A 12,058-nucleotide genomic window follows, 5' to 3' on the forward strand; every position below is an offset into this window, starting at 1 on the left:
ATCGTCGGCTTTTTTCATGTTCGCACTTTTCATAAATCAGACTCGCTATCCGGGTTGGATTGCCTTTCATGATTGTGCTGCAGGAGTACCCGATGAGGCAACGAACCATGACCCAGAATTTCAATCGGGCATGAATCGTAAGCTTTTTGCAACCATTCCGGAGAAATCTCCGTGCCTGCATGATAATGCAGATCGCCATTTACGCATGCAATATTTTTGACCATCGAAATAATGGTACCGATATCGTGAGAAACAAGAATAATGGCCATCTTTTTGTTGATATCGCCAAGCAGTCGGTAAAAGTTCGTTTCGAAACGCTTATCCACATACGCGTTGGGTTCATCCAGAATGATCAACTTGGGATTATCTGCGATGGCTCTACCCAGAAGCACACGCTGTAACTGCCCACCCGAAAGTTCCCCTATCGATCTCGACAACAGATCTTCCACACCCATCTGCTCTGCAACATAACGTACTTTTTGTTTATCTTCGGACGAATAGCGCTTAAAAATTTTACCTTTAGGGGTTAGTCCGGATAAAATAACATCGAAAACCGTGATGGGAAATTTTTTATCGATTTGATTTACCTGAGGCAAATAACCGATGTTAAGCGAATTTATCTTTTCACCGTCCTCAAAGAAAGTAATTGTCCCTTCTGTCGGTTTAATCAATCCCAATATTGCTTTCACCAGTGTAGTCTTTCCTCCTCCGTTCGGACCGATGATACCCAAAAAATCATCGTCATAAACGGTAAGATTGACGTTTTTAAGTACATTGGGTTTGTTCTCATACCCAACACAAAGATGCTGTATCTCGATGAGTTTATTCATTCTTGTTTTCCTGCCAAAATCCGTGCAATGCGTATCATTTCTTTATCCCACTCATATGCCAAGGGATTGATCCGATATACCTTGGCTCCGATTTCATTTGCTACCACAACTGAATTTTTCGTATCAAAACCTTGTTGCACAAAAACAACGCTGATACCTTCCTTTCTCGCTATATCGATTAATGCCTTCATCTGGGCCGGAGAAGGATTTTTCCCTTCAAACTCAATACTGTACTGCTTAAGTCCATAATCGCGTGCCAAATAACTCAAAGCAGGATGATAAATAATAAAACTTCGCGAAGGGATATCCGCCAATAACCGGGTAATTATACTGTCTGTTCGATCGATCCGCATTATTAATTTCGAAAAATTTTCCCGATAGATTTCTTCATATTGAGGATCATAAGTTATCAAACCGCGATACATATTCTCGGCAAAAATGCGGGCTGTTTTTGGTGAAGACCATACATGCGGATCAGGTAAAAGTACATGTTCATCCTCTCCTTCAGACTTGCCTGTGGCATGATGATGTTCGCCATAAATCAACTCGATTCCCTCTGAACAGTTCACAATCTTCACATCGGGATTGTTTTTCGTCAAATTTTCTGCCCAGGCATTTTCAAATCCCAAAAAACCAACCTTAAAATAAATGGCGCTTTCCCTTAGTTTCATCATCATTGCCGGTGTAGGCTCGTAAGTTTCGGGGCTTACACCGGCAGGAACAATCGTATTTATTTTATAGCTGTCCCCAACGATGTTCTCCAAAAAATACCGCTGCGGTTCAATGGTAACCGATAACATTTTTCCCTCTTTTGTTCCTGAACGGCATCCCCAAAATAGTGTAATAAGAAAAAAGAGGGGAAAAAGATATATTTTTTTCATATCCGTTTTTTATAAAACAAGCTTTTACACCCGCCTCCAAAATAGTAAAACACCATTTTGATTTTTTTGTTTATCACTACCGCATAATTACAAAAACATTGCATCGATCGGGCTCCCCGTAAACAGAATCAATTGAACAACGGCCAATTGGGATCAGGTGCGTGAGCTTCCTGCATGATCTTTTTCAGCTCTTCCGCTTTCTGCGGATACAAAGAAATCACGTTATGCGCTTCGGAAGGATCGGAAGCGATATTGTACAGTTCATATACCGGTTCTTTCTGAATGTTCAGCTGCACCAGTTTCCAATTCCTCCGGATAACCGCCTGGCGACCGTTCAGTTCGTGAAATTCGAAATAAAAGAAATCGTGCTCCTTCTGCCTTTTTTCACCCGTCCACATGGGCAACACACTGATGCCGTCGCTCTTCGCCGGAAGTTTCCTGCCCAGCAGCTCGGCGAACGTGGGAAGATAATCCCAAAAAGCAAAAGCGAAAGGACTCTCCGTACCGGCAGGTACATGTCCTTTCCAGCTGACAACCGTCGGAACCCGAATACCGCCTTCATAAAGATCGCGCTTGTATCCGCGATATATCCCGTTGCTGTTGAAATAATCGGGATCGTTACCCCCTTCACGATGGGGGCCGTTGTCGCTCGTAAAAACGATCAGCGTATTGTCGTAAATCCCCTGACGCTTCAATTCTTCAACAATCTCTCCCACATATCTGTCCAACCGCGTAACCATTGCCGCATAGGCAGCCTTCGGATAGGCCTGCGATGCATAACCCCCTTTCCTGAACATCGGTCCGGCATCCGTCCCCTTATAAGGGATCTCGGGGTATTTCCCTTTGAAGTTTTCGAAGATGGAATCTTCCGGTACCACCAACTCGGCATGAGGAAGAACCAACGGCACGTAAAGAAAAAACGGCCTGCTTTTGTTTTCTTCGATAAACCGCAACGTGTGTTGCTGAATCAGATCCTGGGAATAGGTCCCGAAATTTCCATCGACGTTCTCCGGCAGTTCCACTCGAGTCCGGTTATGCCAAAGATGATCGGGGTAATAATTGTGCGCAAGAAGCTGACAATTGTATCCGAAAAATTCGTCCACACCCTGCCGGTTCGGATCTCCCGAAGAGCCGGGTTGACCCAGTCCCCATTTGCCGAAAGCGCCCGTCGTATAGCCGGCATCCTTGAACAGACGAAAAAGCGTATAAGTATCCGCCGGCAACGGAAATTGCCCTTCCGGCTCCAGCTCCTTGTTCCCCCTGATCGGCGCATGACCAGTATGAAGTCCCGTCAGCAAACAGGCACGCGAGGGTGCGCTCACCGTCGAGCCGGCATAGGTATGCGTGCAACGCATCCCGTTCAACGCCAACCGGTCGATATGCGGCGTCTGAAACTTTTCCTGTCCGAAACAACTCAGATCGCCATAACCGAGATCGTCGGCCAGAATAAAAACGACATTGGGCTTTTGCTGCGCTTCAACATGCAACATGGAAAGCGTGCTCAACCCTAAACCTGCAAATAAAAATTTGAATCTGATCATAATGGAAAATGTCTCTATCTTTTTATAGCTTCGAGGTATTCTTTAAGAAAACGCCGGTCGTTTTCGTCGGAATCGCCGTATTTTTGGCGCAAGGCAGTCAACCGATCATGCATCATCTCTCGCACTTCGGCATAAGCGGGATCGTTGTAAACATTATGCATCTCATGCGGATCTTTTTCCAAATCGTACAGTTCCCATTCATCGATATCGTAATAAAAATGGATCAGCTTATATCGCTCCGTGGCAATTCCATAGTGTCTCTTTACCATATGTATCGCCGGATATTCATAGTAGGTATAATAAACGGCATCGCGCCATTGGTCGGTTTTGCCGCTCGCCAAATCACGAAACGATTCTCCCTGCATCTCATCCGGTATCTCCACACCTGCATAGTCAAGGAGCGTAGGCGCAAAATCCAGATTTTGCACCAGCTTGTCAATTCTGGTCCCCTCTTTGATTTCTTTGGGATATCTTACCAACAAAGGCGTACGGAAAGATTCTTCGTACATGAACCGTTTGTCGAACCAGCCGTGTTCACCCAAATAAAAGCCTTGATCTGAGGTATAGACAACAATGGTGTTTTCGTCCAGACCGTTTTCTTTCAGGTAATCCAATACTTTGCCGACACCTTCGTCAACAGATGCAATGCAGGCCAGATAATCCTGCAGGTAACGCTGATAACGCCAACGCATCAATGCGGCCGAATCTGACTTTATGGTCGGATAAATTTTCTTGAATTCCTCATTGATAGGCATATACACCGAATCCCAGGCTGCTCTCTGTTCAGCGTTCATTCGTCCCAGATTATTCTTCAAGGCATTTATTCCCCAATCGGATGTTTCCTTTATTCCCAATTTCTCCATCACTTCGGGATATAGCTTCGAATCGCCTGCCCAATTCTGATTCTTCAAAATATTCATCTCCTGGGTTTTGGCAGCTGTTCCCCTGCCCTCATAATCATCGAAAAGTATAGCCGGTTCCTTGAATGTCTTTTTGGTATATTCCTTATAATACTTTTCGGCAGGAAGCCATTCTCTGTGGGGTGCCTTTTGATGATAAAGCAAACAAAACGGCTTGTCGGGATCGCGTTTGTTTTTCAGCCAGTCGAGCACGGCATCGGTGATGATATCGGTACAGTACCCTTCTTTGCGAACCCTTTCGCCATTGATCAAAAAATCGGGATTGTAATAATCTCCCTGACCCGGCAAAACCATCGAATAATCGAAACCCTGCGGAATGCCGTCCAGGTGTATCTTGCCTATCATGCCGGTTTGATACCCATCGGATTGCAACAGTTTCGGAAAATTGGGCTGATCCCAGTCGAACGGTTGGACGTTATCTACCTTTCCGTTTACGAAACTGTGCTTTCCCGTCAGCAGTACTGCCCGGCTGGGGGCACTGATCGAATTGGTCACGCAGGCGCGGGTGAAAATGGCGCCTTCTTTTGCCAAACGGTCGATGTTGGGTGTTTCGTTCAAGCCGTAGCCGTAAGCGCTGATGGCCTGATAGGCATGATCGTCGCTCATGATAAACAAAATGTTGGGTCGTTTGTCCTCCTGTTTCGCCGACTGCGAAGTGCAGGAAACGGCTGCTACTCCCATTGTCAAAAAAGTAAGCGCTTTGTTCTTGCTGTATTTCATCGATTTATATTTTAAAAACCTCTTCCAACCGCATCATCCAATGTGTATCGCATTTATAGGCCCAACAAATATATCATCTTTTTTATGACAAAACAAAGTTAAAAACTTTTTGGACCTAATCATACACATCTCTCATTGCAAATTTTATACGGAACGTCAACAAAGGTAACCCATGTTTCCTGTAGTGATTTGTAAGCGGTTTCTTATGCTCAGTATTGCCTCGACTTGCATTTGCAGTCTAAACTCGCTTTACCTTTACCCTAAGCAGTTGCTTGTTCTTCGCCTTGTGGTTGTTCTATGCTGACTGAGGTGGCTTTCGGCTATTCCCTACTGCATTACAGCCGTTCTTTCTCATCTTTTGTTTACTTCTCGATGACATTATTCACTGTATCGTCCTGATCTTTGTTTACATTTACTCTGAATTTATTTCAGGACGAGACACTAGCAAGTGCAAAACGAATCACACCTTCTCCGTACCTTCTCCGTACCAAGGCTGCACCTTCCTCGCTCCATGCTTGCATCAGCCTTGCACCAAGTCTACACGACAATCGTGTGGTTTATGCAGTGAGCATGCGGGTTTCACGCATCATCAACCTGCGGAATCCGGAGTCGCTCTTCCTGCCTTGAAGCGAACAAACAGCGAAGGAGGAGCGAACAAGGAGCGAAGAAATGCCTCCGAAACCTGCAAAAATCAACATTACCTATCTTATCACCCACAAGCTTTCTCAGTTGATCCTTGAAAACTCCGTTTTTAAACAAACAAGTTATGAAAAATTTTGGTGAAAGAGCAATCAAAAATAAATCATCCTGATTAAAAGAAAAAATAATTCAGGTTGTTCAGTCCTTAGAAATCAATTTATCATCATATAGCAAAACAGATTACAAATTTCTTGGTTATATCTAACCCGTTGTGCATTTAGATAAAGTGAAATAAACATGTTTTCGCACCACTGTTCTGCAACGCTTTCGTCTGAAAGATTGCGGACATGTTTCAATAGCAACAGACTAACCATCAGGCCGGATTGGTTTTGCCGGACGACCGTTGTCTGAGCAATACAAAGGTGGGAACTCTTTCTCGAACAGCTCTCAATCAATCTTGCGGACTAAAATAAATAATGGGTGTTTATGATTCGGCGTACTTTCCAATGAAAAAAACAGTGAACTTTGAACATCGATTTCGGACTTTTCCAACATATTTTTTTGCAAGTTTTACTTCACAAATTTACAAAATCTTGCAGATATATACAACGAAAAATGAATTTATCTTGTTGATAACTGATTGAATATCATTTAAGGGACGAATAGTTAAATTTTATTTATATACTTTCTCATTGATTCATTTTCTTTTCTTTATTTCACAGAAAAAAATTTGTATTTTTATCTTCGATTCCTACAGGAATATCGATTTTCAAAGTTTTCCCATTTTCACGGAAAAGCAACGAGAAGCCAACCAAAACGATTGCCGCCATAACAAACGGTACTATCCACACTGATACCCAATTATGGGCATTTTGAACGGTATAACGATCCAATACATTACCAGCAATCAACATTCCTAAATATTTCCCTACTCCGTAAGTAGCAAAGGATATGAGGCCTTGAGCCGAATTTCTCAATCTCGCTAGAGCCTTTTCGTTTTCGTAAAGTTGTCCACTGACAAAGAAAAATGTGAAACAGAAACCATGAAATGGCAAAACTGCATAAATGAATCCGTTTACTCCCGTATGCGCACCCAACTCAAAACAACCGTACATCATCACCCAGGCAACAATGGCCGCAATAATGCTCCCTTTATACCTTAATTTCGCAAAAAAGGACGGAAAGGTAAACAGAAAAATAACTTCTGCAATCTAACACATACTCATCGCACCTGACTTCGACAGATATTAGGGACAATATTTATAAAATGCATGAAATAAGATATTTATAATTTCAGCATTACCCAAATGGGTGACGCAAGTAAAAAAACGATACATTTGCGTATGTTTATACGCAAGAAGAAAAATCGTTCAGGTACGACGAGTGTCGTAGTGGCAGAAAAAAGGCAAGGAGTTTTTAGGGAGATAAAAACTATTGGCGTAAGTGCAGATAAAGATGAAATAGAAAAATTCGTTTCAGAAGGGCAAAAATGGATTTCGACACGTTTGGGAGAGCAGGATATTTTTGAGCAATATGACAAGGAAGCTGAAGAGAAACAGGTTACGGAATATCTACTCACAAACATAGAAAACATACTGCTCAATGGGCACCGCCTGATATTGGATCGTGCATATCAGGCGGTGGGATTTGATGCGATAGAAGATGAGATCTTGAGACATTTGGTAGTAGCCCGTTTAAGTCAACCAATGAGCAAAGCAGCTACGGTGGAATATCTTCAATCCTATTTTGATGAAGATGTACATTTACACAAGATTTACCGCTATTTGGATAAATTGTACAATACTCAGAAGGAAAAGATACAAGGAATCAGCATAGAACATACAAAAAAGATCATGGGAGGTACGATCGGTTTAATGTTTTACGATGTTACTACCCTGTATTTTGAAACAGACGATGGAGACGAGCTTCGAGAGAGGGGATTCTCCAAGGACGGCAAGCACGCTCAACCGCAGGTAGTTTTAGGGTTATTGGTAAGCAAAGACGGGTATCCGCTTTCATATTCAATTTTCAATGGTTCGCAGTATGAAGGGCGGACGATGCTTCCGGTTGTAGAGGATTTTGTCAAACGATTTAATTTGGATGATTTTGTAATTGTAGCCGATTCGGGTTTAATGAGTAAACAGAACATAGCCCTGTTAGAGTCGGGTAACTACAAATACATTATCGGCGCAAGGATCAGGAATGAGCCGGAATCCGTTAAACGATGGATTTTATCGCTTGAAAAGCATGATGGAGAATTTAATGAAAGCAGAAAGGGAAAGGCACGGTTAATTGTGGGCTATTCGCAAAAAAGAGCAGTGAAAGACAAAAACAACAGGGATAAAGGGATAAAACGACTTGAAAAAGCCTATAAAAGCGGGAAAATAACAAAGGAAAATCTCAACAGGCGAGGCTATAATAAATTTTTAGAGATATCGAATAATGGTAAGAACCCGATAAAGTTCCCGTTTTAGTATTCATCTTAATTTTTGATCTTTGCCGGCAAACATAACAATATATGACGCCGATAAGTAAAGAAGAATTTATGGTGATACTGGAACGTCAGCAGAGCAGTGGTTTAAGCATCAAAGATTTTTGTTCCAATGAATCGTACACTGTTTCAAGTTTTCATTACCGGAAAAGCAAATTTGGATTAACCCGTCCATACAATAATCATGCAGGTGAGACTGCTGTGGATAAACTGACACCCATCAGCTTTAATCTTCCGGAAAATAAGCCTGCACGTAAAGCTGCTGCATCGGGTAATAATAAAGGAGAGATCAGAATAAAACTTCCGGGTGGTATCCAGGTCAGTTTTATAGGCATTACTCAAACAGAAGCCGCTATTAATTTACTCGCTCAAATCTGCTCTTCACATGTTCTGTCTAAATGATACAATGCGCTATTTTCTCTGTCCGGGGAAAACCGACATGCGCTAACCCAAACGTTTGGGTTAGCGCATTTATCCTAACTTACTTTTAATTCCAACTTGCCCGATTAATCATTTGTTAATCAGGTTAATACTTATTGACAGGTTAGGATTATTATTTATCTTGCGTCCGTTTAACTAATAATCATAGAAAATGGATGTAAATAATTTAAGACAGGTTTACTCCTACCTGATTTCATATTTAGAAGAGAACGGGTATAGAGAAAAATACATCAGGAGTTTTAAGAGTGAAGTTAAAAAAATCCTGGAAACAGGAACTATTCCTCACATCAAGTCCTATGAGGACTATTATAACTCCTATTTGACAAAAGGGTTATCCCCTAAAGCGTTAGCTCAAAGGCGGCAGGTCATTGGCCTTATCAAACAATTCGACTGTCAAGGAAAATATCCTTCCGGAGCCCATCCTTGCAGATTATTTCAAAAAAACCGTTACGAGACACTATCGGCCCATTTCAAGAGTATTGTGGATAATTGGGAATTGTGCATAAAAGAAACCGGGCTAAAAGAATCCTCTGTCGCTACAAAAAGGGAAACTTTCGTTTCTTTTCTTAGCCATTTATCCTCCTGCGGTGCCAAAACTTATGAAGATGTTACGGAAAACATGGTAATGAGCTATTTTTTTATCGGTAACGAACACATTAGAGGTTATATAACTTGCAGCCGTTTAAAGCGTATCATGAAAGAATGTATCTCATATTTCCCTGATGGAGAATATAAGAAAATTCTTCTATACATGCCAACGATAAGAAATATAAAGAAAAATTACCCGTATCTTACAGAGGATGAGTCTTCCAAAATTATGTCGGTACTTAAGGACGAGTTCTCCGGTTTGAGTTACCGGAACCGTGCAATAGGCTTACTCGCTCTTTTGTGTGGACTCCGATCATGTGATATTGCAGCTCTGAAGCTTGATGATATTAACTGGGAGAAAGAAACAATAAGCGTGGTGCAGCAGAAAACGGGAGTTCCTTTAATTCTTCCATTTAGCCCGCTAGTTGGCAATACTATTTACGATTACATCTTGCTCGAAAGACCCAAAATACCCGGAGAAGATCATGTATTCCTTATTAATGATAGAAAGGTAAGGCATATTAGCCGTCACATTAATCATATTTGTGAGAAGATTTTGTTCAAGGGCGGTATAGCGGATCGTGAAAAAACGGGATTTCACCTGTTTCGCCATAGATTTGGCGTCATGCTGCTCAATAAAGGAGTTTCCGCACCAGTCATTACCGCTGCCATGGGTCACAGTTCACCAAACTCCCTGGACACTTATCTGGATTCTGACCTCATACGCCTGAAAGAATGCGGACTCAGCATAGAGAAGTTTCCCATCAGAAAGGGGGTGTTCCAATGAATGGACAAAGATCCTTTGAGGATATGCTTAATAGCTACCTTGAAAACAGGAAGATCTCGAAGTTTAAGGAAAGGAGTACTTCAAGTCTGAAAACTTTCTTTAATACTTGTCGGAGAAACTACCCTGATAATCCTTACCTGACACAGGAAATGATTGATATCTGGATTGAAAAACGCGATACGGAACGACCGGCAAGCCATATGGCCAGGATAGGACCAATAGTTGCTTTTCTTCATCATGCTCTTGAAAAAGAATGGATTGATCTTGTAATCCCTGTCACTAAAAGAATCTCCCCTGATCCATATATTCCCCATGCTTTTACCGATGAGGAACTTTTCAATTTTTTTAATGCCTGCGAGGAAATAGAAATCAATATATTGGGTTACAAAAGTTCCTGGCTCAGAAAAATGGAAGTTCCGGTATTCTTCAGGCTCCTGTATAGCACCGGGATGAGGCCCATGGAAGCCAGGCTGCTCAGGCGTGAAAATGTAAACCTGTCAACAGGGGTTATTGCTATCATTTACACGAAGGGGTACAATGAACATCGTGTAGTTTTACACGATACCATGCTGAGACTGCTCATAGAGTATGATAACTCGGTTTCGCAAATTATGCCTTCGAGAAAAATCTTTTTTCCCACCGTGGATGATAAGTGCCACCATAAATCATGGGTATCCAGACAATTTAATGAAGCATGGCATAAATACAATAAAGCAAGTACCAGAGCCGGTGACTTTCGTCACTTCTATGCTTTTTCTAACATCAACAACTGGGTTAACACGGGGCATGAAGTACACGATAAACTATTGGCATTAAGCAGAAGCATGGGTCATACGAGTCTAAGGCACACGATGTATTACTTCTCCATTGCAGATACATTCGGAGACATAATAGAAAAACACAATGGAAAAAGTTTTGATAACGTAATCCCCAACTTACCAGATTAATGACATGAAAAAGAATCATAACAACAACACGAAAGAAGTCCGGGAGATTGTATCGGCCTATACTTCATGGCTTCGAATAGCAAACTCGACCAAGAGTCCTGAAACAGTGAAGACTTATGAAACATCCATTAATTTATATATGAAATATATAGAGGAGGTAAAGAAAATAAATCACCTCACGTTTTGTCCGGAAAAGGTGTTTTCAACGAATACCATTAACGATTGGTTGGAATATCTCAACTTAAAACGAGGATGTTCGCCTCAAAGCTGCAATGTACGCTTATCCGCTTTACGTGCCTTTCTCGGTTATCTTGGTAATAACAACATAAGGTATAAATCCATTCTTTATGATGCAAAAAATATAGAAAAGAGAAAAACGAAAAAAAAGAAAGTCAAGAGTATGAGTCTTGATGCAGTGAAAGCAATCATTAATACTCCGGATACCGGAACTCCAGCCGGATACCGGGATTCAGTACTAATGTCCTTTCTTTATGTAACGGCATGCAGGATTGATGAAGCACTATCCATAAAAATAGGTGAGTTAAAACTTACCACGCGTAATCCGCAGGTTGTTATTATTGGTAAGGGAAACAAAATGAGACCCTTGTATATTACTAAGAGACTAGCAGACAATCTTGGTAAGTATATAAGAAAATTCTTTGGAGACAACCCGGATAACAACGAGTATTTATTCTTTTCCAAGATTAAAGGAAAAAATGAGAAAATTACCCAAGAAGCAATAGGAAAACGCTTGAAACAATATGCCCTGATAGCAAACAGGACGTGTGCGGATGTCCCGTTAAGTCTTCATAGCCATATGTTTCGTCATGCCGCTGCAACCCATATGCTGGACAATGGTATGAACATCGTCCAACTATCAAAAATATTGGGACATGAAAGCGTGGAAACCACGATGCAATATCTTGATATATCCGAACAGGCAATAAAGAAAGCGATGTTGTCAATTGTCGATGACGGGATTAGAAATCTTCCGAAAAAATGGAAACACGATAATGGAAAACTCTCAGAAATGTTCAAACAGTAAATCCAGAATTGGCAACTTTTAATCCTAACTTATTGGATATTATTTAAATCATATATAGTAGTATACACTATAATGTTAGGATTAAAAGTAAGTTAGGATAAATGCGCAAAGGGATAAACTCGCTGTGCGGAGTTGTACAGAACCAAATGGGATATGATGTTCGTATGGGTGACTGTTTCATTTTCATAAACAGAACCCGCACCACTATGAAAATCCTGCATGCTGAAG

General features: G+C 41.4%; 11 protein-coding genes and 1 pseudogene. 6 read left to right on the forward strand and 6 right to left on the reverse strand.

All coding sequences use genetic code 11. The annotated features are described in order from the left end of the window. Nucleotides 1–29 precede the first annotated feature (29 nt). The 6 genes and pseudogenes from OLM34_RS07695 to OLM34_RS07720 form a co-directional block, all read right to left on the reverse strand. Nucleotides 30–830 carry a metal ABC transporter ATP-binding protein gene (locus OLM34_RS07695; RefSeq protein WP_264406393.1) on the reverse strand — a complete coding sequence of 267 codons (801 nt, stop codon included), beginning with the start codon at nucleotides 828–830 and terminating at the stop codon, nucleotides 30–32. Continuing rightward, the gene (locus tag OLM34_RS07700) at nucleotides 827–1,711 is read right to left on the reverse strand and encodes a metal ABC transporter solute-binding protein, Zn/Mn family (protein WP_264406394.1); all 885 of its coding nucleotides are present in this window, start codon (nucleotides 1,709–1,711) and stop codon (nucleotides 827–829) included. The genes OLM34_RS07695 and OLM34_RS07700 overlap by 4 nt, the downstream gene beginning before the upstream one ends. 128 nt (nucleotides 1,712–1,839) lie before the next feature. After that, on the reverse strand, nucleotides 1,840–3,201 hold the full coding sequence (locus OLM34_RS07705) for an arylsulfatase (RefSeq protein WP_264406409.1): 1,362 nt from the start codon (nucleotides 3,199–3,201) through the stop codon (nucleotides 1,840–1,842). 65 nt (nucleotides 3,202–3,266) lie between these two features. After that, nucleotides 3,267–4,892 carry a sulfatase family protein gene (locus OLM34_RS07710; protein ID WP_264406395.1) on the reverse strand — a complete coding sequence of 542 codons (1,626 nt, stop codon included), beginning with the start codon at nucleotides 4,890–4,892 and terminating at the stop codon, nucleotides 3,267–3,269. 920 nt (nucleotides 4,893–5,812) lie between these two features. Further along, nucleotides 5,813–6,086: pseudogene (locus tag OLM34_RS07715) on the reverse strand (transposase); the annotation flags it as partial. A gap of 161 nt (nucleotides 6,087–6,247) precedes the next feature. After that, nucleotides 6,248–6,742 carry an MFS transporter gene (locus tag OLM34_RS07720; RefSeq protein ID WP_320051507.1) on the reverse strand — a complete coding sequence of 165 codons (495 nt, stop codon included), beginning with the start codon at nucleotides 6,740–6,742 and terminating at the stop codon, nucleotides 6,248–6,250. 132 nt (nucleotides 6,743–6,874) lie between these two features. On the opposite strand from OLM34_RS07720, the gene OLM34_RS07725 reads away from it, so the two are divergent. The 6 genes from OLM34_RS07725 to tnpB form a co-directional block, all read left to right on the forward strand. After that, a complete protein-coding gene (locus tag OLM34_RS07725; protein ID WP_264406396.1) occupies nucleotides 6,875–8,005 on the forward strand; it encodes an IS1634 family transposase in 1,131 nt (376 codons plus the stop codon). A gap of 44 nt (nucleotides 8,006–8,049) precedes the next feature. Continuing rightward, the gene (tnpA, locus tag OLM34_RS07730; RefSeq protein ID WP_264406397.1) at nucleotides 8,050–8,424 is read left to right on the forward strand and encodes an IS66 family insertion sequence element accessory protein TnpA; all 375 of its coding nucleotides are present in this window, start codon (nucleotides 8,050–8,052) and stop codon (nucleotides 8,422–8,424) included. Nucleotides 8,425–8,614: 190 nt separating this feature from the next. Then, nucleotides 8,615–9,838, forward strand: coding sequence for a tyrosine-type recombinase/integrase (locus tag OLM34_RS07735; RefSeq protein ID WP_264406398.1), 1,224 nt, complete (start codon nucleotides 8,615–8,617; stop codon nucleotides 9,836–9,838). Next, entirely contained in the window at nucleotides 9,835–10,785 is a 951-nt protein-coding gene (locus tag OLM34_RS07740) for a tyrosine-type recombinase/integrase (RefSeq protein WP_264406399.1), read from the forward strand. The genes OLM34_RS07735 and OLM34_RS07740 overlap by 4 nt, the downstream gene beginning before the upstream one ends. 4 nt (nucleotides 10,786–10,789) lie before the next feature. After that, the gene (locus tag OLM34_RS07745; RefSeq protein WP_264406400.1) at nucleotides 10,790–11,830 is read left to right on the forward strand and encodes a tyrosine-type recombinase/integrase; all 1,041 of its coding nucleotides are present in this window, start codon (nucleotides 10,790–10,792) and stop codon (nucleotides 11,828–11,830) included. Nucleotides 11,831–11,931: 101 nt separating this feature from the next. Beyond that, a partial coding sequence (gene tnpB, locus OLM34_RS07750; protein ID WP_264406412.1) for an IS66 family insertion sequence element accessory protein TnpB occupies nucleotides 11,932–12,058 on the forward strand: 127 nt, incomplete at its 3' end.

Origin of the sequence: Anaerorudis cellulosivorans, from assembly GCF_025943985.1 — a bacterium.
Taxonomy (GTDB): domain Bacteria; phylum Bacteroidota; class Bacteroidia; order Bacteroidales; family Dysgonomonadaceae; genus Anaerorudis; species Anaerorudis cellulosivorans.

Excerpts from the sequence above, each read along its gene's own strand:
- OLM34_RS07735 (WP_264406398.1), top strand. The coding sequence starts at position 8,615 with ATGGATGTAAATAATTTAAGACAGGTTTACTCCTACCTGATTTCATAT.
- OLM34_RS07745 (WP_264406400.1), top strand. The coding sequence starts at position 10,790 with ATGAAAAAGAATCATAACAACAACACGAAAGAAGTCCGGGAGATTGTA.
- OLM34_RS07695 (WP_264406393.1), bottom strand. The coding sequence starts at position 830 with ATGAATAAACTCATCGAGATACAGCATCTTTGTGTTGGGTATGAGAAC.
- OLM34_RS07700 (WP_264406394.1), bottom strand. The coding sequence starts at position 1,711 with ATGAAAAAAATATATCTTTTTCCCCTCTTTTTTCTTATTACACTATTT.
- OLM34_RS07705 (WP_264406409.1), bottom strand. The coding sequence starts at position 3,201 with ATGTTGCATGTTGAAGCGCAGCAAAAGCCCAATGTCGTTTTTATTCTG.
- OLM34_RS07725 (WP_264406396.1), top strand. The coding sequence starts at position 6,875 with ATGTTTATACGCAAGAAGAAAAATCGTTCAGGTACGACGAGTGTCGTA.
- OLM34_RS07710 (WP_264406395.1), bottom strand. The coding sequence starts at position 4,892 with ATGAAATACAGCAAGAACAAAGCGCTTACTTTTTTGACAATGGGAGTA.
- OLM34_RS07740 (WP_264406399.1), top strand. The coding sequence starts at position 9,835 with ATGAATGGACAAAGATCCTTTGAGGATATGCTTAATAGCTACCTTGAA.
- tnpA (WP_264406397.1), top strand. The coding sequence starts at position 8,050 with ATGACGCCGATAAGTAAAGAAGAATTTATGGTGATACTGGAACGTCAG.